At 55.2% G+C, this 24269-nt stretch carries 19 protein-coding genes; 7 read left to right on the top strand and 12 right to left on the bottom strand.

Translation table 11 applies throughout. The annotated features are described in order from the left end of the window. On the top strand, window positions 1-990 hold a 990-nt coding region (locus ACHUE7_RS12880), incomplete at its 5' end, for a transposase (protein ID WP_394170331.1). A gap of 230 nt (window positions 991-1220) precedes the next feature. On the opposite strand, the gene ACHUE7_RS12885 is transcribed toward ACHUE7_RS12880, so the two are convergent. The 3 genes from ACHUE7_RS12885 to ACHUE7_RS12895 all read right to left on the bottom strand — a co-directional run bounded on the left by ACHUE7_RS12885 (window position 1221) and on the right by ACHUE7_RS12895 (window position 7101). Beyond that, window positions 1221-1541: a nuclease-related domain-containing protein gene (locus ACHUE7_RS12885; protein ID WP_394170332.1), complete on the bottom strand. Its 321-nt coding sequence runs from the start codon at window positions 1539-1541 to the stop codon at window positions 1221-1223. Between the two features lie 240 nt (window positions 1542-1781). Beyond that, window positions 1782-4496: an N-6 DNA methylase gene (locus ACHUE7_RS12890; RefSeq protein WP_394170333.1), complete on the bottom strand. Its 2715-nt coding sequence runs from the start codon at window positions 4494-4496 to the stop codon at window positions 1782-1784. A 619-nt stretch (window positions 4497-5115) separates the two neighbouring features. Next, the gene (locus ACHUE7_RS12895) at window positions 5116-7101 is read right to left on the bottom strand and encodes a DNA topoisomerase III (protein WP_394170334.1); all 1986 of its coding nucleotides are present in this window, start codon (window positions 7099-7101) and stop codon (window positions 5116-5118) included. Between the two features lie 391 nt (window positions 7102-7492). Between ACHUE7_RS12895 and ACHUE7_RS12900 the strand changes: the two genes are divergently transcribed. The 3 genes from ACHUE7_RS12900 (at window position 7493) to ACHUE7_RS12910 (ending at window position 11795) form a co-directional block, all read left to right on the top strand. Then, a complete protein-coding gene (locus ACHUE7_RS12900) occupies window positions 7493-9163 on the top strand; it encodes a glutamine--tRNA ligase/YqeY domain fusion protein (protein ID WP_394170335.1) in 1671 nt (556 codons plus the stop codon). A 53-nt stretch (window positions 9164-9216) separates the two neighbouring features. Continuing rightward, complete coding sequence (locus ACHUE7_RS12905) at window positions 9217-9978, top strand: hypothetical protein (RefSeq protein WP_394170336.1); 762 nt, start codon at window positions 9217-9219, stop codon at window positions 9976-9978. 113 nt (window positions 9979-10091) lie between these two features. Beyond that, window positions 10092-11795, top strand: coding sequence for an L-lactate permease (locus ACHUE7_RS12910; protein ID WP_394170337.1), 1704 nt, complete (start codon window positions 10092-10094; stop codon window positions 11793-11795). A gap of 237 nt (window positions 11796-12032) precedes the next feature. Here ACHUE7_RS12910 and bfr (ACHUE7_RS12915) read toward each other — a convergent pair whose 3' ends face one another. The 9 genes from bfr (ACHUE7_RS12915) to ACHUE7_RS12955 form a co-directional block, all read right to left on the bottom strand. Next, the gene (gene bfr / locus ACHUE7_RS12915; RefSeq protein WP_394170338.1) at window positions 12033-12500 is read right to left on the bottom strand and encodes a bacterioferritin; all 468 of its coding nucleotides are present in this window, start codon (window positions 12498-12500) and stop codon (window positions 12033-12035) included. Window positions 12501-12502: 2 nt separating this feature from the next. Further along, window positions 12503-12979, bottom strand: a complete 477-nt coding sequence (gene bfr / locus ACHUE7_RS12920; protein ID WP_213677464.1) for a bacterioferritin — start codon at window positions 12977-12979, stop codon at window positions 12503-12505. A gap of 78 nt (window positions 12980-13057) precedes the next feature. Next, a complete protein-coding gene (locus ACHUE7_RS12925) occupies window positions 13058-13705 on the bottom strand; it encodes a 2OG-Fe(II) oxygenase (RefSeq protein ID WP_394170339.1) in 648 nt (215 codons plus the stop codon). 73 nt (window positions 13706-13778) lie between these two features. Beyond that, the gene (locus ACHUE7_RS12930; RefSeq protein WP_394170340.1) at window positions 13779-15611 is read right to left on the bottom strand and encodes an AMP-dependent synthetase/ligase; all 1833 of its coding nucleotides are present in this window, start codon (window positions 15609-15611) and stop codon (window positions 13779-13781) included. A gap of 14 nt (window positions 15612-15625) precedes the next feature. Next, complete coding sequence (locus ACHUE7_RS12935; protein WP_394170341.1) at window positions 15626-16417, bottom strand: ABC transporter ATP-binding protein; 792 nt, start codon at window positions 16415-16417, stop codon at window positions 15626-15628. A gap of 87 nt (window positions 16418-16504) precedes the next feature. After that, entirely contained in the window at window positions 16505-17701 is a 1197-nt protein-coding gene (locus tag ACHUE7_RS12940) for a substrate-binding domain-containing protein (RefSeq protein WP_394170342.1), read from the bottom strand. 106 nt (window positions 17702-17807) lie between these two features. After that, window positions 17808-18860 carry a branched-chain amino acid ABC transporter permease gene (locus ACHUE7_RS12945; RefSeq protein ID WP_394170343.1) on the bottom strand — a complete coding sequence of 351 codons (1053 nt, stop codon included), beginning with the start codon at window positions 18858-18860 and terminating at the stop codon, window positions 17808-17810. Window positions 18861-18912: 52 nt separating this feature from the next. After that, window positions 18913-19917 carry a branched-chain amino acid ABC transporter permease gene (locus tag ACHUE7_RS12950; protein WP_394170344.1) on the bottom strand — a complete coding sequence of 335 codons (1005 nt, stop codon included), beginning with the start codon at window positions 19915-19917 and terminating at the stop codon, window positions 18913-18915. Further along, on the bottom strand, window positions 19917-20711 hold the full coding sequence (locus ACHUE7_RS12955) for an ABC transporter ATP-binding protein (protein ID WP_394170345.1): 795 nt from the start codon (window positions 20709-20711) through the stop codon (window positions 19917-19919). The genes ACHUE7_RS12950 and ACHUE7_RS12955 overlap by 1 nt, the downstream gene beginning before the upstream one ends. A gap of 371 nt (window positions 20712-21082) precedes the next feature. Between ACHUE7_RS12955 and iscR the strand changes: the two genes are divergently transcribed. Genes iscR through sufB form a run of 3 tightly spaced genes read left to right on the top strand, consistent with a single transcriptional unit; the run spans window position 21083 to window position 24201 of the window. After that, the gene (gene iscR, locus ACHUE7_RS12960) at window positions 21083-21577 is read left to right on the top strand and encodes a Fe-S cluster assembly transcriptional regulator IscR (RefSeq protein WP_348476142.1); all 495 of its coding nucleotides are present in this window, start codon (window positions 21083-21085) and stop codon (window positions 21575-21577) included. Next, complete coding sequence (locus ACHUE7_RS12965; RefSeq protein ID WP_394170347.1) at window positions 21574-22746, top strand: IscS subfamily cysteine desulfurase; 1173 nt, start codon at window positions 21574-21576, stop codon at window positions 22744-22746. The genes iscR and ACHUE7_RS12965 overlap by 4 nt, the downstream gene beginning before the upstream one ends. 18 nt (window positions 22747-22764) lie before the next feature. Further along, a complete protein-coding gene (sufB, locus tag ACHUE7_RS12970; protein ID WP_213677473.1) occupies window positions 22765-24201 on the top strand; it encodes a Fe-S cluster assembly protein SufB in 1437 nt (478 codons plus the stop codon). Window positions 24202-24269: the final 68 nt, after the last annotated feature.

Raw genomic sequence — 24269 nt, forward strand, 5'->3', positions numbered from 1 at the left:
ATGCCACGTCCGAGGAAAAGCCAGATCGCCCTGGAGGCGACACCCTATTACCACTGCACCTCCCGGTGTGTGCGCCGAGCGTTCCTGTGCGGGCGCGATGATCGCTCCGGTAACGATTACGAACACCGTCGCGGTTGGATAGAGCAGCGCATGCTGGAGTTGGCAGAAGTATACGCACTCGATGTCTGCGCCTATGCCGTCATGTCCAACCACTATCACATTGTCCTGCACATCAACGCTGAAAAGGCGAAAGGCTGGACGGATACCGAAGTGATTGAGCGTTGGCACAGGTTATATGCCGGTAGCTTCCTGACCCAGCAGTACCTGGCCGGGAAAGATCTGTACGACGAACAGCTCAAGGTCATAGCAGAGTTGGCGGCGGAATGGCGTGAACGCCTGATGTCGATCAGCTGGTTCATGCGTGCTCTGAATGAAGACATTGCACGCCAAGCCAATGCTGAAGACGGTTGTACAGGCCGCTTCTGGGAAGGCAGATTCAAATCCCAGGCCTTACTTGATGAAGAAGCCCTGGCAACTTGCCTGGCCTACGTTGATTTAAACCCCATACGAGCCCGGATGGCAGACACGCCGGAATCATCCGAATTCACCTCAGCTAAAGAACGGATAGCTACCGCGCAAAAGGCCCCGGAATCACTGGAGCCACATCAACCAAAATCACTGTTTCCGTTTGTGGGCTACCCGCGACAGAACATGCCCGCAGGCCTTCCGTTTCGACTGCAAGACTACCTGGAACTAATTGACTGGACCGGGCGGCAAATCCGTGATGACAAACGCGGGAGTATCAACAATTGCATTCCGCCCATTCTTGAACGTTTAAACATCGATGCTGAGCACTGGGTCTACAACACTCAGCACTTTGAAAGTCAGTTTAAAGGCCTGGTGGGTACTGCAATTTCCATCAAGGCCAAGTTTCAACAATTTGGTTATCAGCGTACGCCAGGGCTTGCGTTAGCTGAACTGCTGACTTAGATACTCACTATTTAAAATACTCGTCACGGGGCAGCCTACGGTTTCGTTGTGCCTGAAATCTCTGATTTTCGAGTCATGCTGTAATTTCACCAGCTTACTACCCATTTTTTGCATTTTATTGCGAGACTTTAAAATCGTTCGGCCAGATTTTCGTCATTGCTCATTGCGATGGGTGTCTTGGTAGTCTCTGGTAGTGGGTGTCCAGCTAGTCAGTGTTTTATTGCGAGACTTTAAATTCGTTCGGCCAGATTTCCGATATTTCTCACTGCGGTGGGTGTCAGCTTAGTCTTAACGACGAACACGCCATATATAGACACCACAATATGGTCTATCTGGGTAGTTCCGTCTTGAGTAGGAATCGTGACGTCATTGAGCGTGACATAATCGTCTTTGGGCAATCGGGACAGTAAGAACGCGACGGCACCTTCGCCAGCTTTACCTTTAAACCAATTGCTCTGGAAAAATGTGATTAGGAATATGAATGCAAGAAAGCCCGGGATGAGGTAACCGGTCTCTACGATGCTGGCCCATACAGTAATGACTATTTCCATTAAAATACCCTTGTTTGCTCCTTTCAACACTTGCAGTGTTTGGCCTGGCCGTCCTGTGCGGCAGTATAGCCAATTTGAGCCATAGGAATGAGTAGGACACCTTGAATCAATGACTCTGACCCCATTGATTATTGTAATTTATTGCGTGACTTCAAATTCGTTCGGCTAGGTTTTCGATATTTGCTTCTGCGTTGCTGTCTTGTTAGTCATAATGCCTAAATCTAGACTAAATTTGGCGCTTTAACATAGTTCGAGCTCATCCGAACGGTTCAGCATTTTTTCAACCCAATAGATGAAATCAGACCGTACCTCTTTACTCTCTACAGATGTTCCTGACTCGAAGCTTTTCAGCATAAACCCATGCCCCGACTCTTTATCGATAGAGAAAATCTCCTCCTTTCGAGTGTAGGGGTTATAGGCCAGTGAAACCATGGGGTAGAGACAAATGAAATCGGACTTATGCTGAATATATAGCTTATCAATAGAAAGATTTTGCTCAGAGCTGAATTGGATCTTTTCAAATGCGGGATGGTCTCCCTTTAGCATACTGGCGGAGTACATCAGCTCATCACCACGCCATTGCTTATCAATCTTGTCGATACGGATTAACTCACAATCTGAAATGAACTCAATATGCATCAGCAGCTTATCTAAAGTTCTCGATTGTTCCTCTCCCACCAATTTTCTTTCGTGACGATTTGAAGGGCCACGATGATGCTTATAATCATTAAGCTTAGATACAAGACTTTCCCTAGCATTTTTTGCGAATACCGACTCTTTCTTGCCGCCAGGCTTGTACCAAACCTGAGAGAAAGACTGTGCAATTGGCTCCTTCACAGAACTTAAGACCTTACAGGCTTTTTGGAGTATCGTTTGAAAATCACCAGGCGACAAACCTCGACGAACATAAGACTGAAACTCTTTAAGTAACTCTACCTTGTTAGAATTGTTGTCAATGCCACCATATTTAACACTCAACGCAATTCCTACAGCAGATAGGAAAGACAGCAACTGCTCCCCATATTTCATCTGCCGCTCGTAAATTCCTGCATACTCGTGCTCTAGGTATATGTTTCTATAGGCAAAAGCTAGCGGGAATGGATACTGCGTTCTTACACGGTATTTAATGTCATCCTTTTGCTTTAGTGCAGCCTCAAGAGCATTAGCAGTGAATCGTGCATCTTCAAAACGACTGCTGATATCACTTGGATCATACCCATCAAACAGGGCCTTCTTGTACTCTCTGGCCTTCTCATACTCATTTTTTAGTGATGCTTCGAGCGCATTCATTTCCCTCACCAGATCGATAATCTTCGAGTTTGGTATAGGTACTTCCAATGTTCTGATTGACTTTAGCGTCTGAGTAGGAATAACCGAATAACTCCTGGCATTGCTAATACGACTCGCAACTTGATCAGAGTTAAGAAATTGGCAGATAAAATCCATCTGATCCAAATCTAAACTGGAGCTTCGAATGATAAAGACGGTATCCTCCACTGCACAGCCTTGTTCCCTAACACCGACTAAATAGGCAGCAGGATTAGCCCCTATACGTTGCAGTAGAATATCCCCTCTCTCAGCGTATCGAACTGGTTTCGAGAAGCTAGTCAGATCCTTCTTCGCTAGATCATCTAAGTCTATTTGACTTGTCCTTAAGTCCTTACCCCTAATAACAGGTTGATCACCTCCTTCAACCTGCGAAAGAGATGTTCCTTGAAATACATCAGCAATGTTACCGATCTTTGACCATTCCTCGGACAAATGCCCAATATTGCTTTCCTCCACAGGGATATACTCGCTGGGAATCAAACAATACTGATTGTCAGCGATAGCGCTATAGTCAGCATTAATAACTCCATCTTTAGGATGGTCAGATAGACTCATGCTAAGAATCGTTTTGATGTTTTCGTATGACAAACGATTTTGTCTTCTATGACCATTCTCAAAGTATTCATCCGCTTTGATAAAGCGAACCGATTCTTTTCGCTCGCTGTTTTTGAAGAGCAAAATGGCACATCGTAAGCCTGTATGTGGCAATAAGTTATCGGGCAAAGAAATAACCAGTTTCAGCATGCCGGATTGCAACCAGTTCTTTCGAGCCTGCTCAGCATCACCAGCCTGAAATAGCAACCCCATGGGAACTAGGTATGCAGCCCTTCCTTCAGGTTTTAGATGCTGGAGCCCCAACTCAATAAAATTGGCCGACATATCCTGATAAGCTACACCACGTAGAGAGTCAGAGTACATATGCCGCGCTTGGTCGCGCTTCAATTTTCTAATTGGAGGATTACTAAGTACTACGTCAAACTGAGGTAAATCGCTGGTAAAAGCAAAGCTAGATCCTCGAATCTCATGATAGTGCTGATTAGAAAGCAAAGTCTTTAACCGAACAACGACCAGGTTAAAGGCATTTTTATCTCCCCCCCAAAATTGAAAGTCAGTCAACCCTGTTTGCTGAACTGCATTTAGAAAACCACCGGACCCCATACAAGGATCAAATAGAGTCTCCCCTGATGACACTTGGACCAAATCAGCCATAAGTTCTGCTACGGAACTTGGTGTTACAAACTCACCACTTTTTCCATTAGGAATAGAGTAAACAGTGTCTAGCAGTTCAAACATCTCCATGCCCAATTCGATATGCAAAGACCCCACCTCATACAAGAACCGGTGGAGAGCAGGGTGTGCGAATGGTATATGGTAAACGTTATTTAAATCCCGATAGTTGACAAGAAAATCTGTTTCAAACTCGCCAACAATCCCTCTTAAAAAAGAATCCATCTCTCGAGGTAATGCCTTCATTATCCGATCTGGATTATTATCTTTGTGAAGAGCAAGTAAGCATACTACCGCACCAAGAGCTATAGACTCCGGACGAGAGCCGGAACTTCGCAATACATCAAGATATCTTAAGAGAGCAGCCTGCAATAGCTCATTATCCGGTCTTTCGTCCACGATTACTCCTATTAGACTACTTGTTTTTGGAATTTCGGGGAGTAGTTTACTAAAAAATTCAATGCCCGTATTGAGTCGCAATCAGACTTACTATGACTGCCGTATAACAGTTTGTTCTCATAGAGAACTGCACATGATCCAAGGGCCGAATTGTTCCATCTAATACAGCCACCGGCCAGAAACACCTATTCCAGTGCTGATTAAGGCCTCTCTACAAGCCACAAGCACTCATTTGGCTCCCCATACAAACTCATAAAAATACAAGTTTTCCGTGATATTTCATTGCTTTTGTCGCCTATCCAGAAATATTGCTTGGAAACTCATCATTGCAAAGCCTTTGAGGCAGCAAAGTAGATTTTTGTGGCTAATGTAATCAAGCCAATTGAATGCATATTGAGGTTTCTTTTCTCGAAGAATCGTATTCTTTGAAAATCGACCAAAGCCGCTACCGCCCGGCCGGTTACAGGGCACACCAAGGCGAAAAACGTTGTTTCGTCACCATCTCACTCTGTGATTCAGTTGGCAAGTATTTATTGAGTAAGGGTGTCACATCTGTCCGCTTTTGGGTTAGTGGGCTCAATTCAGTGGATTTTATACTTCCCAAGGCACTTCGTCAGGCTCAGTGCGAACGGAGATTGGTTACTGTTTTTGGCTTGGATCTGGCTCCAGCCTTTTTAGCTCCAGTTGCCTGCCTCGGCTTACGCTTCCTACCAAAAGCTTTCCCAGGTTTCCGCCCCAACCCAGCCAACCCCGTGGGCAACAGTGTCCTAAGCTGACCGCACAATTCAGTTAACCCCTGCTCCAGAGGTTTCATCAAATCATCATAACGAGCCTTCTTGCTGGCAATGTCCCCCAGCACCGATTCCCAACGGGCCGTCAAATCCGGCTGGGTAATGCGTTCAGGTAAGGCGTGAATCAGCGCTTTCCCTGCCTGCGTCGCATGAATGTTCTTGCCCTGACGCTGCAAAAAGTCGCGCTTGAACAGCAGCTCAATAATACCCGCCCGGGTGGCTTCGGTACCCAAACCGTCGGTTTCTTTCAGAATGCTTTTCAGGGAGGCATCGCTTACGAAGCGGCTGATGCCGGTCATCGCCGCAAGCAGGGTGGCCTCGGTGAAAGGTTTGGGAGGGGTGGTGTGTTTCTCCATGCATTCTGCCTGTAGCGATTGCAGGGGTTGGCCTTCTTTCAGTGCCGGTAAGGGTGGGGCGGTTGTTGCCTCTTCTGTGTTGCGAGCACTTGGAAACAGGGCTTTCCAGCCCAGGTCGTGAGTATCGGTCTGGCTGGCCCGGAACAGGCCGTTTTCTATGGTCACGTCTACTTTGGTATCCAGCTTTTTCCACACCGGCATGAACTGCGCTAAATAGTTGCGGCAGACCAGGCTGTAGACTTTGAGTTCATCGGCATTCAGCCGGGTAAGGCTGCGTTGGGTGGGGATGATGGCGTGGTGCGCGCCTACTTTGGCGTCGTTCCAGGCTTTGCTTTTCTGTTTCAGGTTCAGGCGGCCGCCGGTGTCGGTAAAGCCTGAATGGTTGAGGTTGGTCAGGCTGGTCTCTATCGCTTTGGTCACCGCGGCCGCTTCGGCAAAGTGTTCTGCAGGCAGGTGGCGGCTGTCGGAGCGCGGGTAGGTAATGGCTTTGTGCGTCTCATAGAGTGACTGGGCGGTGTCGAGCACCTGCTGGGCGCTCATGCCGAAGGCTCGGTTGGCGTCCATCTGCAAGCTGGACAAGCTGTGGGGCAGGGGGGCTGGCTGGTTTATGGTTTTCTGCTCCAGCCGGGTGACGCTGGCCGGTTTGAAGCTCACCCGCTGCACAACGTTCTGCGCCAGGGGTTGGGAGAGGTTGCGGCCTTGGTCATCCAGCCAGGGTTCGCAGGCTTCGCTGGGCACCCATTTGGCGTGAAAGCGCTCGCCCTGTTCGGTTTCCAGCAGGGCGATGACTTCATAGAAAGGTTTGCTGACGAAGGCCTCGATGCTGTCGTCCCGCCCGACCACCAAGCCCAGCACCGGCGTTTGCACCCGCCCGATGGATAACACGCCCTGGTACCCGGCGGCTTTGCCCTGCAGCGTCATCGCCCGGGTCAGGTTAATGCCATACAGCCAGTCCGCCCGGGAGCGGGCGAGGGCAGAGGTCGACAGCGGCTGGAAATCGGCATTCGGTTTTAACTGACGCAATGAACGCTCTACGGCGGCCTGGTTCAAGTCGGCAATCAGCAGACGTTGGGTGGCGGCTTTTTTGGCAGCGGGCACCTTTAAGTAAGCGATTACTTCATCGACCAGTAACTGGCCTTCGCGGTCGGGATCGCCGGCGTGTACGAGTTGGTCGGCTTCTTTCACCAGTTTGCGCAGGGCGCTTAGCTGAGCGCCCACCTGCTTTCTGGGTACCCACTGCCATTGCTTGGGGATGATCGGCAGGTGATCGTGACTCCAGCGTTTAAAGGCCGGGTCGTAGGCATCCGGGTCGGCTTGCTCCAGCAGGTGGCCGATGCACCAGCTCACCACATCGCCACTGGCAAAACGGATGCAACCGGCTTCTTTCTTGCCTGTGCCGGGCAGGGCATCGGCTATGGCGCGGGCGAGACTGGGTTTTTCGGCAATAAAGAGGCGCATTAATAGATATCAATAAGCATGGATGGATATACAGTAATCTGAGCGGCGCTGTGGATCAAGGTTTTGAGAGATGAGCTGAGAGCTGTGAGCTTCGAGCTGTTAGTTTTTAGAACGTCGAGTTCGCAACCAGCTGAGTGAGTGCCGGGCGCCGGGTGTGCTTGGTCGGGGAAGTCTGAGGCATGGATGCCGAAGCCTAGGCCCCATGGATGGGTTCACGCCGACCCCGACCAAGCACACCCGGTGGCCGAAACGGAATCCTGGCACCAGATCACAGTCTGATGACAGCAGACGCCTTACCCGCCAGCAATGAACCCGCTATAATGCCCGGCTTTGGGTTGCCGCGTGCGGCCCGCCCTGACTTTACTCGACCGACCCGGGAGTTTCTGTTCACATGAGTGACAAGCCGTCCAACTTTCTCGCCACCATCATTGAGGATGATCTGGCCAAGGGTAAGCACGATAAAATCGTCACGCGCTTCCCGCCAGAGCCCAATGGCTATCTGCACATTGGCCATGCGAAATCCATCTGCGTGAACTTTGGTCTGGCCCAGCAATTTGGCGGTGTCTGCAACCTGCGGTTTGATGACACCAACCCGGAGAAAGAAGAACAGGAATACATCGATTCGATTAAGGCCGACATTCACTGGTTGGGCTTCGAATGGAACGAGACCGAAAAGTACACCTCGAACTACTTCGATACCCTGTACGACTACGCCGTGCATCTCATCAAAAACGGCGATGCCTACGTGTGTGATCTCTCCGGTGACCAGGCGCGGGAATACCGCGGCACCCTCACCGAGCCCGGCCGAAACAGCCCGTACCGGGATCGCACCGTCGAGGAAAACCTCGCCCTGTTCGAACAAATGCGCAATGGCGAGCTGGACGAAGGCTCATGTGCCCTGCGCGCCAAAATCGATATGGCCGCGCCGAACATGAACCTGCGCGACCCGATTCTGTATCGCATTCGCAAGAAAGCGCACCACCAGACTGGCAACAAATGGTGCATTTACCCAAGTTACGACTTCGCCCATGGCCAGTCGGATGCGCTCGAAGGCGTTACGCACTCCATCTGTACGCTGGAATTTGAAGACCACCGGCCGCTGTACGACTGGTTCATCAGCAAGTTGCCGGTGCCTGCGGTGCCGCGCCAGTATGAATTTGCCCGCCTGAACGTGAACTACACCATCACCTCCAAGCGCAAACTCAAGCGCCTGGTCGACGACGGCGTGGTCGACGGCTGGGACGACCCGCGCATGCCCACCATCAGTGGCATGCGTCGTCGTGGTGTGACGCCTGCTTCACTGCGCCACTTCTCCGATATGGTCGGCACCAGCCGTGCCGGCGGCGTGGTAGACCTGGGCATGCTCGATTTCGCGATTCGTGAAGACCTGAACGACAACGCTCCCCGCGCCATGGCCGTGCTGGACCCGCTGAAAGTGGTGTTCACCAACCTGCCGGAAGGGCACCGTGAAGTCTTCACCGCCCCGGGCCACCCGAACCGGGAAGACCTGGGCGAGCGCGAATTGCCTTTTACCCGCGAAATCTACATCGACCGGTCCGACTTCAATGAAGACAGCAGCCTGTCGCGCAAGAAGTTCAAGCGTCTGGTCACCGGTGAATGGGTACGGTTGCGCAATGCGTACATCATTCAGGCCGATGAGGTGATCAAGAACGACGCCGGTGAGATTACCGAGATTCGTGCCAAGGTTGTTGAAGGCACGGTGGGTGCAGATGCCCCCGAAGGCGTTCGCCCGCGCGGTGTCATTCACTGGGTCTCGGCCAGCGAAGGCGTGCCAGCCACAGTGCGGTTGTACGATCGCCTGTTCGATACCGAAACCCCGGATCGTGGTGGTGATGACTTCATGCAGCACCTGAACCCCGAATCGTTGAAGGTGCTAACCGGCTGTGTGGTCGAACCGAGCCTGGCTAAGGGCGCGGCTGAGCAGTCGTACCAGTTCGAGCGGGAAGGGTACTTTGTGATCGACCGGTATGAGTCCAAACCAGATGCCCTGGTGTTCAACCGAACCATTGGCTTGAAAGAGGTTTGGGAACGTAAAGTCTGAACCGGCCTGAGTTGCCTGCCGTACCATGGTGATCGTTCAAAAGGAGCATCACCATGGTTCATTCCCCCGCGAATACCTCACTTCTCAGTCGGCTTTTATTGGTGCCGGCGTTTACTCTGCTATCGGTGCCCGCCCAGGCGTTGGACCTAACGCTGGAGGCGGGTCCGCTCGGCTTCTCCTATAACGATGCCCAGATCCCCAATTCATCGGCCGGAGACCGGTTCGACCTGCTTGAACTGACCGGTGCCGGCCCGGTGCCCTATGGTCGGCTCAGCGTTGAACAGACCTTCGCCGAGCGTCACACAGTGCGGGCACTCTATGCCCCGGTCAGCATCGAAGGCACCGGCACACTGAGTGAGCCGACGCGTTTCGGCGGCGAAACCTTCGCGGCCGATACCCCGATCGAAGGCTACTACAAGTTCAACACCTACCGGCTGACCTACCGCTATACCTTTCGGGACGATCAGCAGTGGACGCTGGGGGCGGGCGCAACGTTGCTGGTGCGCGATGCCAACATTCGGCTGACCCAGGGCAGCACTGAAGCCGATGACCCCAACCTGGGTGTTGTGCCTTTGTTGCATTTCAATGCCCAACGTCACCTAAACGATTCCGTGTCGCTGGAGTTCGATGTCGATGCACTGGGCAGCCCCCAGGGCCGGGCGATCGATGCGGCTTTTGTTGCCAATTACCGGTGGAGCGACCGGGTAACGGCCCGGGCCGGCTACCGCACCCTGGAAGGGGGTGGCGAAGGGGGCGACGTCTATACCTTCGCCTGGCTGCATTACGCCCTTTTTGGGGCAACGCTGCATTGGTGATTGGGCGGTAACGGCAAGGCACGAGCAAATCGCGCCTTTCTTGATCCGAAGCAAGGTATTACTCGATCAGTGGTCTAGACTGCGGGGTTGAAAACCTCTGTCTGGAGCTTTGCATGCTGTCCGTTGTTTATTCCCTGGCTTTCCTGCCTATTGTACTGGCTGGCATTCTATTGGTTGGCTTTCACTGGCCCGCCAAAAAAGCCATGCCGGTCGTGCTGCTGGTCACACTGGTGCTGGGTGGCTGGGTGTGGCAGATGAGCCTGATGCGGATGACGGCCTCTGTGCTGCAGGGGCTGATTCTGACGGCGGGCATTCTCTGGATTATCTTCGGCGCGCTGCTGCTTCTGAATACTCTGAAAGCCAGCGGTGCGCTCTCGGCCATTCGTGCCGGGTTTTCCGACATCAGCCCGGACCGGCGGGTGCAGGTGATTCTGGTCGCCTGGATGTTCGGCTGCTTTCTGGAAGGGGCTTCCGGGTTTGGCACCACAGCCGCCATTGCTGCGCCGTTGATGGTCGCGCTCGGTTTCCCGGCCATGGCTGCGGTGGTGATGGGCATGATGGTGCAGTCAACGCCGGTATCGTTCGGGGCAGTGGGTACGCCCATTGTGGTCGGGGTGACCGGGGGGCTGGACCGAATCGCCATTACTGAATTGCTGGTTGCCGATGGCAGCAGCTGGAGCGAATTTTACCGGCTGATGACCTCTGAAATCGCCATCACCCACGGCATTATCGGCACCCTGATGCCGTTTCTGATGTGCCTGATGCTGACCCGGTTTTTCGGTGAGAAAAAGCAATGGCGTGAAGGCTTTGCCATGCTCCCCTTTGCGCTGTTTGCAGGCCTTGCATTCACTATCCCCTACGCGGCGGCGGGCATTCTGCTCGGCCCTGAATTCCCCTCAATGCTGGGTGCGCTGATCGGCCTGATGATTGTCGTGCCGGTGGCCAGACGCGGCTGGTTGCTCCCAAAGGAGTCATGGGATTTTTCGGCCAAGCAGCAGTGGCCCGAAGCCTGGAATGGCAGCATTAACATTCCGTTGGATGACACGCCACCCGAACAGCGCATGCCGCTGCTGCGCGCCTGGGCGCCCTATGCCATGCTGGCGATATTGCTGGTGCTCACCCGGGCCATTCCGGTTCTGAAACATTTTGTTGAAACCTTTCTCGCTTTCGGCTGGACCGATATTTTGGGTGAGGGCGGTATTAGTGGAAGCCTGCAGCCTTTGTATTTGCCCGGCGGTATCATGGTGGTTGTGGTTGCGCTTACGATGTTGCTGCAGCGCGTGGGCGTGCGGTCGCTGGGTCAGGCCGCCAGTGAGAGTACCAAAACTTTGATCAGCGCTGGCTTTGTGCTGGTATTCACCATTCCCATGGTGCGAATTCTAATTAACTCGGGCGTGAACGCGGCTGACCTGCCCTCGATGCCGCGTGCCATGGCGCAGTTGGTGTCGAACGGCGTTGGGGTGGTGTACCCAATGTTTGCATCAACCGTTGGTGGTTTGGGTGCCTTTATTGCCGGCTCCAACACGCTGTCGAACCTCATGCTGTCTGATTTTCAGTTCAACACGGCTCAGTTGCTAGGGGTTTCAACCGCGATGCTGGTGTCCGCCCAGGCGGTGGGTGCGGCGGCCGGGAACATGATTGCCATTCACAATATTGTGGCGGCTTCGGCTACCGTTGGTTTGATGGGGCGCGAGGGCACGATACTGCGTATGACCATTATTCCGACGTTGTATTACCTGGCATTTGCGGGTGTGATTACCCTGATTGCGGTGTATGTGATTGAGGTGGGAGATCCGGTGATGGCGGCGATGCAGTAGGTGGCATTGTCGAGGGATAGTGCCACGAGTCCGTGCCAGGCACCGGGCATGCCTATCCGGGGCCGGCGTGAACCCATCCATGGGGCCTAGACTTCGGCATCCATGCCTCAGACTTCCCCGGATAGGCATACCCGGCACCTGGCACTCGGCTAGATACCAACGTTGAAATATGAGAATGACCTTGTAAGTAGTGAGCCCGGACTGGCACTTAATTTCGAGCGCCAGACCGGTTTGAAATTACATCTGAGATTGCAGGTAATTCGGCAGGCCGATCATTTTGATCAGGCGCAGTTGTTGTTCCAGGTAGTAGGCGTGGTCCATCTCGGTGTCGTCGAGCAACGGTTCCAGCATATCCCGGGTGCCGTAGTCCTGCTCTTTTTCGCACAGGGCGATGGTGTCGGTGAGCATTTTTTGTACGGCGTACTCAATGTCGAGATCGCTTTGCAACATGGACGGCACATCGGAACCGATGTTGATCGGTTCGCGGTCTTTCATGTTGGGCGTGCCTTCCAGAAACAGAATGCGTTCAATCAGTTTGGTGGCGTGGCCTTTTTCGTCGTCAAACTCGTGGCTGATGCGCTCGTAGAGTTTGTTCAGGCCCCAGTCGCGATACATTTCGGAATGCAAAAAATACTGATCCATCGCCGACAATTCGTTGGCGAGCAAGGCGTTGAGCGCCTTGATGATGGTTGGATTGCCTTTCATGGTCAGTCCTCATCCGACAGGTTGGCTTGAAGATAATTCGGCAGCGTCACGTTGGCGATCTGGTAGTGCTGGGTTTCGAGCCAGTCGAGGTAGTCTTCCTCGTATTCCAGCAGTTCGACCAGCATGTCGCGGCTGACGTAATCCTGTTGGGTTTCGCACAGGGCGATGGTGTCTTTAAGCTGGCTGATCTGCTCTAACTGAAAGTCGGCATCCAGCTTCAGCATTTCTTCGGTGTGCTCCCCGACCATCAGCCGGTTCAGCTTCTGCAGGTTGGGCAGGCCTTCCAGAAACAGAATGCGCTCAATCAGCTCATCGGCCTGTTTCATGTCCTTGATGGATTTCTTGTAGCTGTGCTCGTTCAGCCGTTCCAGCCCCCAGTTGCGGTACATCCGCGCGTGAAGAAAGTAACGGTTGATGGAGGTCAGTTCGGTGGTCAGCACCTTGTTCAGTGCGTCGATCACCTGACGGTCACCCTGCATTGGAAAACTCCTGAAACGCTGTATCAAAATTGGTCTCGGGGCAGTATAGCTGACTGACCGGTGATGTGGGAAAAAACGCTACTGGCTCGGGTCGATCCGGTTCTGAATGGAATTGTTGTTGCGGTACCAGCCAGCAATGCTGAACCGGGTGCGTTCGGCCGCCAGCACTTCGTGCGGGAATTCTTCGCTCAGGAAGATGACCATGCTGCCCAGAGTGGGCAACAAGCGGCTGATGAGCTGGTTTTGCTCATTGTAGAGCAACAACTCGCCGCCCTGGTTGTCTTGCCAGTCGGGGTTCAGGTAGGTCACCGTCGTCAGCACCCGGTTGGTGCGGCCGCGGAAGGCATCGACGTGCTTGCGGTAGAAAGCGCCCGTGTCATAGCGGGCGTAGTGGCATTCATAGTCCCACAGGCCGAGCATCAGGCGTTTGTTGAGTTCGAGCCGCAGTTCGTCGGCGGCCGCCAGGTACTGACTCTGTGCGGGTGTTTCCCCGGTTAGCCAGTGGGTGCTGTCGCGACGAATCAGGTCGTTGGTGTGGTTGTCCTGCTTGCGGCCAATGCCGGCCTGATCCCACTGGTCGGGCTGGTGTCGGTGGATGTCCTGCAACAGGTTAAGCGCCAGGCCGTCGCTGATGCCATGGGGCAGGTGCACCCAGCCGTGCTGGCGCAGGCCATCGGCGATGAGGTCATAATCCCACAGGGGGGTCAGCAGGGCGGTCGTGTTCAAGGCCGGGCATCCAGAAAGGGTGCGCTATAGTACGAAAACTGACCGCCGGGTAAAGCGTTTTTACGCGGTTTTTCTAAGCCGCTGTCTCTTCTCTGAACAACGCCTCAATCTGCTGCTCATACTGCTTGGCAATGGTGCTGCGCCGCACCTTCATGGTGGCGGTTACTTCGCCGTCGTCGTGGTCGAGTTCCTTGGTCAGCAGAGTGAAACGCTTGATTTGCTCAACCGGGGCCAACTGAGCATTGCCCTTGTCGACTTCCGCTTGAACCAGGGCTTTTACCTGGTCGTTTTCGGCCAGGGATTTGAAGGTGGTGTAGGCCAGGTTCTGGCGCTCGGCCCAGGTAGTGACGGTGTCGTAATCGACCTGAATCAGTGCGACCAGGAATTTGCGCTGGTCGCCGATCACGATGCATTCCTTGATAAACGGGCTGGCCTTCATGGTGTTTTCGATCACGCTGGGCGAAAGGTTCTTGCCTGCTGCATTGATGATGATGTCTTTCTTGCGGTCAACAATGGTCAGGGTGCCGTCTTCGTGTTCTTCGACGACATCGCCGGTATGCAGCCAGCCGTCTTGCAGGGTCTCAGCCGTGGCTTTGTCGTTCTTGTAATAGCCTTTGAAGATAATCGGGCCGCGCAACAGCAGTTCGCCGTCGTTACCCACGCGGGATTCCACGCCGGTAATGGCGCGGCCGATGCGACCCTGGCAGTTCAGGTCCATCGGTTGCAGGGTGGCGGCGCCGGTGGTTTCCGTCATGCCGTAAATTTCGATCAGCGACAGGCCCATGCCCCGGAACATGGCCAGTAAGTCCGGTGAAATCGGCGCGGCGGCGGTCATGGCGATGTTGCAGCGGGCCAGGCCCAGGTAACCGAGTAAGGGCGCATACAGAAACGGGCGATAGACGGCGTAGCTCAGTTTCTCCTGGCGGGTCCATTGTGACCGGGGTTTGGTGCCGCGTTGCTGGGCCGATTTCAAACCCTTGTGCAACAACCAGCGGCGCAACGGGCCGGTGCGGTCGCCAAGCACGGTCAGTTCGGACTGCATTTTTTCCCATATGCGGGGCACGCCAAAAAACATCTGCGGGGAGATTTCCTGCAAATCAGTGCGGATGGTGCGCAGGCTTTCGCCAAAGTTCACCACCATGCGGCGTGCCATGGCGTTCATGGTCGAAAACGCCTGCTCGGCGACGTGGCACAGCGGCAGGTAAGACAAAATGTTCTGATGAGACTGAGACGGCACAGCATCCCACAGCAACGCCATTTGTGACCAGATGTTCCGGAACGAAATCATTGCGGCCTTGGGCAGGCCGGTGGAGCCCGAGGTAAACACAATCAGCGCCGTGTCTTCGGGTACCTGCTGGGCCAGGCGGTCTGTCACAGCACCGGGCGAGCGTTTCAGTTGGGTTTTGCCACGATCAATCAACTCTTTGAGCGTCATCCATAGGCTGGCGTCGTAGCCGTACAGGCCTTTGGCGTCGAAGACGATGATGTGTTCCAGCAGCGGCAGTTTGTCGCGTATCTCCAGTACCTTGTCGACCTGTTCCTGATCTTCGCAAAACACGACTTTGCAATCGGCGCTGCTCAGCAGGTGCACCACTTCGCTGGCCGGGCTGGTCGGGTAAATACCGCAACACACAGCTGCGGCACTGTTGATACCCAGTTGCGCGACAATCCACTCCTGGCGGTTTTCGGAAATAATGCCGACGTGGTCGCTGTGTTGAATGCCCAGGTCAATCAGCCCGGCGGCAATGGCGTGAGTCTGGTCGCGGTATTGGCGCCAGGTGGTTTCCTTCCAGATGCCCATGTCTTTCTGACGCATGGCCACTTCATGGGGCACGGTTTGGGCGTGGCGCTCCAGTAACTGGGTGAGGCTGATGTAGCCCTGATCGTGAAACGAACGTTCAGACATCTCGGCGGCGCTCCTCAGTTGAGCCAGCGCTTGCGGCGCTTGTAGTGCTTGATGTTTCGAAACGATTTTTGATCGTCCTGCTCGCCAACACCCAGGTAGAAAGTTTGGATGTCGGGGTTTTCGCGCAATTGTTCGACCGACCCTTCGAGCACCACCTTGCCATTCTCCAGAATGAAACCCCGGTGAGCGATGCGAAAGGCGGCATTGGCGTTTTGTTCGACCAATAAAATGCTGGCGCCCTGTTCCTGATTCACCCGGGCGATGTTGTCGAATATTTCATCGACCATACGCGGCGCCAAACCGAGTGAGGGTTCATCCAGTAAAATGAGCCGGGGTTTGCCGATCAGTGCACGGCCGATGGCCAGCATTTGCTGCTCGCCACCCGACAATAAACCAGCCGTCTGGTGGGCCCGCTCTTTGAGCTTTGGGAAAAACGCATACACGGCGTCGTAGTCTGGTTTTTCCTTGCGCCCGGTCAGCGCATAGGAAGCCGCGATGAGGTTATCTTCCACCGTCATTTCGGCAAAAATGCGTCGCCCCTCGCGAACATGAATCAGGCCGGCACGGGCCAGTTCGTGCGGGGCAACCCGATTAATGGGGTCGTCGTTGAAGCGAATCTGGCCGGCGTCGATGGAACCGTTTTCCAGCGGCAACAGGCCAGAAGCGGCCTTGAGTACCGTGGTTTTACCGGCGCCGTTGGCACCCAGCAGGGCGACAACCTCGCCCGGTTCGACCGATAACGTCAGGCCTTTCAGCACCTGAATGGCATGGTGGTAGGCCACTTCAATGTTTTCAATGCTCAGCATGTCTGCATCCGAATTCGGAAACGGGGTGGGCCCGGGTTGCCCCGGGCCACCGTGAGGGTTCAGCTCTGACGAACAAGCCGAGTTCGATCAGACCTGAATCCAATCCGAAACCGGGTTGTACAGGCGGGTTTCGGCGTCGTAGCGGTACACCCGGCCCTGGCCGATTTTGTTATCGACCACGTCGACCGGTGCCCCGAAGAAACCGCCGCTGTCCCAGTTGCGAATGGCGCCAAGCTCGGCCATCAGGTTATCGGGCGTGACTTCTTTGTCGGCTTCGATCACGCGCTCCATGCACAGTTTCCACAGTTCCAGGCACAAGCGGCCTTCCAGTTCCCAGGCGGTAACGTAGCCGGAAAACCCCGGGTTAACGGAGCGCTTGAACGCCCCCAGTTCCTGATAAAACGGGGCGTCGTCCTGGTCGTAGAAATAGCGGTAGGGCATAACGCCCTGGTAGCCGTCGAGAAACGGGCCTGCTTGCTCGGTCACCCGATCGGCAATGATTTTTTCCATGCCCCAGAAGGTGCCCATGAACTGGGTGGTCAGGCCAAATGCCCGGGCACCGCCGATCAATTGAGGCCAGACGCCGGTCACGTAACCCTGCAGAATGGTGTATTCCGGGTTGGCTTGGGCCAGTTTGGTGACGTGGTTTTCAATGTCTGCACCTTCGGCGCGGGTGACTTCTTCCAGCACCACGTCAATGCCGAGTTCTGCGGCAACTTGCCGACCGTGTTCGATGGGGTCACGCCCAAATTCCGTATCGGAATACACGAAGGCAACGGTTTTACCGCCTTTGTTGGCGATGTCGCGCAGTAGAATTTCGAACTGGTCTTCGTAGGTGGGGCCAGCCATGAACTGGTAGGGCCGGTTGGCCGGGTTAGAGAGCGCCGAGGCAAAGGAGGTTGAGCCCATCATCACCGCGTTCTCGCCGGTCAACGTAGGGCCGACCAGCTCCATGAAGCCTGTGGAGTCACCGTAGTAAAAGTGCAGGTCACCGGCAGCCTGAGCCCGCTGGAAATTCGCCAGGGCGTTGCGTGGAATGTAACCGGAGTCGGCCACTTCAACCCGAATCGGCTTGCCGCCAATGCCGCCGTTGTCGTTAACTTGTTGCTCGAACTCGCTGAAGGCCGGGGCCACCAACTGGCCCGCCGTTGCGAAGGGGCCTGTCATTGGCAGTGAAGCCGCCACGCGCCAGTGCGCGCCTTCCGCCCGCACAATACCCGGGGCCATGCTGGCCGCCGTGAGAGCGGCGCCGGTTTTTAACAAGGTTCTTCGATTCAGGGCCATGATAGCCTCCTTTTTGTTGTAGTTATGAGCTGCGAGCTTCGAGCTGCGAGTTTTAAGCTAACAGCTCATAGCTCATAGCTCATAGCTCGAAGCTCGCAGCTTTCTCTCACTTCGCAAACGGCCAGCGCGACATAAAGCGCCAGAAACGGTCCCAGATGTTGACCAGCCCCATTGGCTCGAATATCAAAAAGCCGATGATCATCAGGCCAAATAGAATGTCCCGTGTCGGGCTCACCCAGGTTTGTGCGGTTGCGTCCCCGCCGGTAATGTTAGCGGCAACGATCTTAAGCAGCTCCGGCACCAGCAGAATCAGGATAGTCCCGAATATCGGCCCGAGCGTGCGCCCCATCCCCCCGGCGACCAGGCATACGACCAGGGTGATCGACATGTTCAGCCCAAAGTCCTCCGGCAGTATAGCCGGGAAAAAGTAAGCCCACAGACTGCCCGCAGCGCCGCAATAGGCGGCTGAGATGGCGAAGCTTTTCAGCTTGTAGCTGAACAGGGCGATGCCCAGAATCTCGGCCGAATAGTCTTTGTCGCGGATGGCGATCAGGGCACGGCCAAAGCGAGTACGGAACAGGTTCTGCGCGAACAGCAGCATCAAAACCATCACCGGCATGATGAAGAAGTATTTGGCCTGCTGGGACACCAGCTCAACGCCGAAGAAAACGGCATTGGGGGTTTCCGTGCCGCTGATCCCTCCGGTCCATTCGGCCAGCCACTCCTGCTCGATCAGAAACAGAATAATGAAATTGGCCGACAGGGTCGCCACGGCGAGATAGAGCCCTTTTACCCGCAACGACGGCAGCCCGAACAACACCCCAAAAGCCGCAGCAACAATCGTTGAAATAACCAGCGTAATCAGTGGGAAAGTGAGCGGCCACTCATGGTGAATGGCCACAGTGGTGTAGGCGCCGACCGCAAAGAAAGCACCGTGGCCAAGCGACATCAAACCGGTATAGCCAATCAATACGTTCAGACCCACCACGGCGACAATGAAGATGCCGATCTGCCCGGCGAGCAGCAGTGCATAGTTACTGGCGATGAATGGGAAAATCGCCAGGCCAATCAAAGCAGCCACCAACCCCCAGCGCTTGGGCCAGTTCGACCAGATGCCCTCATCGGCACTGTAATCCGTCTTAAAGTGTCCGGTGATCATGGCGTTATCCTGTGCTCAGGGTGGTGTATGTCGGTGTAGTGGACACTGTTGGTCATATTCGCTCGATCTCCTCTTGGCCCATAAAGCCATGGGGCCGAATCAGAATGACTATTAAAACCGCCACGTAGGGCACGATCTCAGCCACACCGCCGCCGAGTTTCCATTGCGCCATTGAGCTCAAAATACCGACCAGCATCGAGGCGATCAGCACACCGGCAAAGGAATCCAAACCGCCCATCAACACGACCGCCAGAACGGACAGGCCAAACAGGCCTATAGCGGGTGACAAGCCATTACGGCTGGCCAGAATGGCTCCGGCAACAGCACCGGTTGTTGAAGCCACCAGCCAGGCAGTGGAAAAGACTCTGGGTACGTTGATGCCCATGGCGTAGGCGGTGCTCTGGTCCTCGGCGGTGGCCCGAATCGCGACACCGGAACGGGTATATCGCAGAACCAGCATCAAACTGGCGAATAGGAGCAGGGCGACCAGCAAGTTGACCAGCGAGCCACTGAACAGGAACAGGTTCTGGTCGAACAGCTGGAATCGGATTGGGAAATTGGGACCGAGCGCCGGTACCTGCTCGGCTTCTGCGGTCCAGATAAGGCCTGCGCTGCCCTCGAGCACCCAGATCAGCCCGACGGTCGACAGAATCATCGCAAAGGCAGACTGGCCAAGCAGTGGGCGCATGATCAAACGCTCAATAATCAGCGCCAGCACGGCATTGGCCGCCAGGGCACCCACAAGTCCCAGCACGATGCGCGGCAGGTCGCTGACCCAGCTGGCAATGGCGGCCCTGGGTGAAAACATGGGCGCATCGCCCGCGTAGGCTATTAACCAGGCGGGTTCCCAACTGCTTACCCAAGCTGGCATAAAAGGAGCGTCAGCCAGAACGACGGAAAAGGTGAAATAGAAGTAGGCACCGAACAGAATCAGATGGCCATGGGCAAAGTTAACCACTTTGGTTGCCTTGAACACCGCAACAATGCCTAGGGCGATGAGTGCCAGAATACTGCCGGAGATGACCCCGTTGATGATGTACTGAATAAATTGACCCATCAGGCGGTCACCTCCCCGGCGTCGGTTTTACTGCGGTCGCTGGTGCCCAGGTAGGCTTCAATAACGGCTGGGTTGGCCTGCACCTGATCTGGCGTGCCCTTGGCGATCTGGCGACCAAAGTTGAGCACCACCACCTGGTTGGAGATGTCCATCACCATGCCCATATCGTGCTCGACCAGCAAAATGGTGGTGCCCCACCGGGCCTGAATGTCCAGAATGAAGCGGGCCATGTCTTCGGTTTCTTCCCGGTTCATGCCGGCAACAGGCTCGTCGAGCAACAGTACTTGTGGCTGCATCGCCAGTGCCCGGCCCAGTTCAACCCGCTTTTGCAAGCCATAGGGCAGGGCGGCGACGGGGGCTTTGCGAATGTGGTCCAGCTCCAGAAAGTCGATCACATCCCGTTCGATCTCGGCGCGCAGCCGGGCTTCTTCGCGGCGGGCTCCACCATAAAAGAAGCCGGACGCCCAGAAGCCGGTGCTCAGCCGGGTATGGCCACCGAGTTTGATGTTCTCCAGCACTGACATGCCTCGAAACAGGGCGATGTTCTGGAACGTACGGGCGATGCCAAGTTCAGCGCGCTTGTCGGCCCGCATCCGGGTGATGTTTTGCTTATCAAACAGAATCTGCCCCTGCTGCGGCCTGTAAAACCCGGAGATGATGTTGAACAAGCTGGTTTTACCGGCGCCGTTGGGGCCGATGATGGCGGTGATTTCGCCGGGCGTGGCGGTAAAGGACACATCGTCCAGCGCCTTGATCCCGCCAAAAGCCAGGCTGGCCTGGGAAACACTCAGCACAGTTGGACCCTCCCGGCCAGGCGAGGGGGTATCAGAGATAGCATGGCAGCGACTCCAGAGGGGTTCAGGCAGGCCCTGACCACTCGGTTATTGTTGTTGTTCGTCTTACGTTATAAGTAGTCCAGCCTGAGTGTTTTGTAAACGAAAGGTGGCAATTTGTTATTTTTTTGCATCAATGGGGCGGCTGATATTGGATCCGTGATTCGGTGTCAAGGAGGGTGGCCGGGGCTTGCGGGCTTTTTAGCGGGCAATAGTTGACTGTTTTACTCAGGTATTTATAATTCGCGCCCATAGAGCCTCGCCTGCGTTTTGGGTGGTGGCTCGACTTCATTCATGGATAGACACTTCCGGCTACTCGGGGGATCACCCGCATGAGACTGACGACCAAAGGCCGCTATGCGGTAACGGCGATGCTGGATCTGGCGCTGAACCAGGAGACAGGCCCGATCAGTTTGTCCGACATATCTGAGCGGCAGGGCATTTCGTTGTCTTACCTGGAACAGCTGTTTGCCAAACTGCGCCGTCATACTCTGGTTACCTCAGTGCGCGGGCCGGGCGGTGGTTACCAGCTTGGCCGGCCGAGCGAACTGATCAGTGTGGCCGATGTGGTGGATGCCGTCAGTGAGTCGCTCGATGCGACCAAATGCCAGGGCAAAACCGGCTGCCAGCAGGGTGAAGTCTGCCTGACACACCATCTCTGGCAAGACCTGAGCCAGCAAATCCATGATTTTCTGCACGGGATTTCCCTGGCCGACCTGGTCGGGCGGCGTGATATTCAGGTCGTCAGCCAGCGCCAGAATCAGTATTTGAAAACCGGGCGCACAGACGCCCCGAACGAAGCCACCATTTTGGCCAGTCAGTTATGAGCATGCACCCGATCTACTTTGATTACGCCGCCACCACGCCGGTCGACGAACGCGTCGCCGAGCGGATGATGGCGCACCTGACCCGCGATGGCATCTATGGCAACCCGGCCTCGCGCTCGCACCTGCTCGGCTGGCAAGCCGAGGAAGCGGTGGAAGACGCCCGCAATGAGGTGGCCGATTTGCTGGGAGCTGATAGCCGCGAAATCGTCTGGACCAGCGGCGCGACCGAGAGCAATAACCTGGCGATCAAGGGTGTTGCCGAACAATTCGCGCCGCAAGACTGCCATATCGTGGTGGCTGCAACAGAACACAAAGCCGTGCTCGATCCGGCGCGGTATCTGGAGCAAAAAGGCTATGGCCTGACGGTGCTCATGCCCGACGCCGATGGCGTTATTTCGGCCGAAACTGTCGCTCAGGCGCTGCAACCCAATACCCGTTTGGTTAGCATTATGGCCGCCAATAACGAGACCGGTGTGTTGAACCCGGTCGCCGGTATTGGCCAGGTGTGTGCCGACCATAACATCTGGTTTCATGTCGATGCGGCCCAGGCTGTTGGCAAGATTCCGGTGAATGTCGATGACTGGCAAGCCACCATGGTGTCGGTTTCAGCCCACAAGTTCTATGGCCCGAAGGGCGTTGGCGCCCTCTATGTGCGGCGTCGCTCCAGCTTGACGCTGTTGCCCCAGATTCACGGTGGCGGTCATGAGCGGGGCATGCGCTCGGGAACCCTGGCCACGCATCAGTTGGTCGGGATTGGCACCGCAGCCAACCTGGTGTCCGAACACCTGGCAGAAGAAGGCCAGCGCATTGCGACGCTGCGCGATGACCTCTGGCAGGGCATTGCCGACCTTGGCGATATACACATCAATGGCGGCCAGGCACCGCGTACGCCGGGCCATCTGAACGTTCATTTTGGCGGCATCGATGGCGAATCGCTGATGATGGCATTGCGCGACATTGCGGTATCGACCGGCTCCGCCTGTACGTCCGCCAGCGTTGAGCCTTCGTACGTATTAAAAGCCATGGGCCTGAGTGATCAGGCCGCACACGGTTCCTTGCGCTTTAGCCTGGGCCGTTTCACCACCCGTGAAGAGGTGGACCAAGCCATACACCGTATTAGGGACGCCGTGACGGCCTTGCGCACGCAAGCCAAAACGGCGGCCACCTGACCTTCGCAGGGGAATACCATGAGTGAGAACATAGACCAGTATTTGAAGTCGGAATACTCGGCCGGTTGGATAACCGATATCGAGTCGCTGACCATTCCGCCCGGTTTGAATGAAGACGTGATTCGTCTGATCTCAGCCAAGAAGCAAGAGCCCGAATGGATGCTCGAGTGGCGTCTGAAGGCCTACCGTGCCTGGCTGGAGATGAAAGAACCGGAGTGGGCGCATGTGGTCTACCCGAAACCCGATTTTCAGGCATTGTCTTATTATTCTTCGCCCAAGAGTATGGAAGACGGCCCGCAATCACTGGATGAAGTTGACCCAGAGTTGCTGCGCACCTATGAAAAACTGGGCATCCCCGTGCATGAGCAGGAAGTGTTGGCCGGGGTTGCGGTCGATATGGTGTTCGACAGTGTCTCTGTCGGAACAACCTTTCGCCAGAAACTCAAGGACGCCGGGGTGATCTTCTGCCCGATCTCCGAGGCCGTGCATGAATACCCGGAACTGGTTAAGAAGTACCTGGGTTCGGTTGTGCCGCAGAAAGATAATTTCTACGCGGCTCTGAACTCGGCGGTCTTCTCCGATGGCTCCTTCGTCTACATTCCCAAGGGCGTGCGTTGCCCAATGGAATTGTCGACCTATTTCCGCATCAACGAAGCCAAAACCGGCCAGTTCGAGCGCACTCTGATCATCGCCGACGAAGGCAGTCAGGTCAGTTATCTCGAAGGTTGCACCGCGCCGATGCGCGATGAAAACCAGTTGCACGCGGCGGTGGTTGAGCTGGTTGCGCTGGACGACGCCGACATCAAATACTCGACCGTGCAAAACTGGTATCCCGGTGATGCACAGGGTAAAGGCGGTATCTATAACTTCGTGACCAAGCGTGGCATTGCCCACAACCGTTCGAAGATTTCCTGGACTCAGGTTGAAACCGGCTCGGCGGTCACCTGGAAATACCCGTCCTGCATCCTGAAAGGCGATGACAGCATCGGCGAGTTTTATTCCGTGGCACTGACCAGTAATTATCAGCAGGCCGATACCGGCACCAAGATGATTCATCTGGGCAAAAACACCCGTTCGACCATCATTGCCAAGGGCATCAGCGCCAAGCAGAGCTCGAACAGTTATCGCGGCCTGGTGAAGATGAACCCGGGCGCGGAAGGTGCGCGCAACTACACCCAGTGCGATTCCTTGCTGATTGGTGACAAGTGCGGGGCTCACACCTTTCCGTACATTGAGTCGAAAAACCCGACGGCGGTGATCGAGCACGAGGCAACCACCTCGAAAGTCAGTGACGACCAGCTGTTTCTCTGCCAGCAACGCGGCATCGATGCCGAAAAAGCAGTCTCGATGATCGTCAACGGCTTCTGCAAAGACGTGTTCCGCGAATTGCCGATGGAATTCGCCGTTGAAGCCGGCAAGTTGCTCGAAGTCAGTCTGGAAGGTGCCGTAGGTTAAGTTCCCGGGCCGCTTTAGCCGGCCCTGCGCGCACTCGCGATGAACCGAATTTGAATGAAAGAGATTGA

It is taken from the genome of Saccharospirillum alexandrii (assembly GCF_043641555.1).
Taxonomy (GTDB): Bacteria; Pseudomonadota; Gammaproteobacteria; order Pseudomonadales; family Natronospirillaceae; genus Saccharospirillum; species Saccharospirillum alexandrii_A.

Bases quoted from the DNA above. Each gene is read 5' to 3' on its own strand.
- ACHUE7_RS12945 (WP_394170343.1), bottom strand. From the start codon at position 18,860: ATGATCACCGGACACTTTAAGACGGATTACAGTGCCGATGAGGGCATC.
- ACHUE7_RS12965 (WP_394170347.1), top strand. From the start codon at position 21,574: ATGAGCATGCACCCGATCTACTTTGATTACGCCGCCACCACGCCGGTC.
- ACHUE7_RS12895 (WP_394170334.1), bottom strand. From the start codon at position 7,101: ATGCGCCTCTTTATTGCCGAAAAACCCAGTCTCGCCCGCGCCATAGCC.
- ACHUE7_RS12905 (WP_394170336.1), top strand. From the start codon at position 9,217: ATGGTTCATTCCCCCGCGAATACCTCACTTCTCAGTCGGCTTTTATTG.
- ACHUE7_RS12885 (WP_394170332.1), bottom strand. From the start codon at position 1,541: ATGGAAATAGTCATTACTGTATGGGCCAGCATCGTAGAGACCGGTTAC.
- ACHUE7_RS12935 (WP_394170341.1), bottom strand. From the start codon at position 16,417: ATGCTGAGCATTGAAAACATTGAAGTGGCCTACCACCATGCCATTCAG.
- bfr (WP_394170338.1), bottom strand. From the start codon at position 12,500: ATGAAAGGCAATCCAACCATCATCAAGGCGCTCAACGCCTTGCTCGCC.
- ACHUE7_RS12930 (WP_394170340.1), bottom strand. From the start codon at position 15,611: ATGTCTGAACGTTCGTTTCACGATCAGGGCTACATCAGCCTCACCCAG.
- ACHUE7_RS12940 (WP_394170342.1), bottom strand. From the start codon at position 17,701: ATGGCCCTGAATCGAAGAACCTTGTTAAAAACCGGCGCCGCTCTCACG.
- ACHUE7_RS12910 (WP_394170337.1), top strand. From the start codon at position 10,092: ATGCTGTCCGTTGTTTATTCCCTGGCTTTCCTGCCTATTGTACTGGCT.
- sufB (WP_213677473.1), top strand. From the start codon at position 22,765: ATGAGTGAGAACATAGACCAGTATTTGAAGTCGGAATACTCGGCCGGT.
- iscR (WP_348476142.1), top strand. From the start codon at position 21,083: ATGAGACTGACGACCAAAGGCCGCTATGCGGTAACGGCGATGCTGGAT.
- bfr (WP_213677464.1), bottom strand. From the start codon at position 12,979: ATGCAGGGTGACCGTCAGGTGATCGACGCACTGAACAAGGTGCTGACC.
- ACHUE7_RS12900 (WP_394170335.1), top strand. From the start codon at position 7,493: ATGAGTGACAAGCCGTCCAACTTTCTCGCCACCATCATTGAGGATGAT.
- ACHUE7_RS12950 (WP_394170344.1), bottom strand. From the start codon at position 19,917: ATGGGTCAATTTATTCAGTACATCATCAACGGGGTCATCTCCGGCAGT.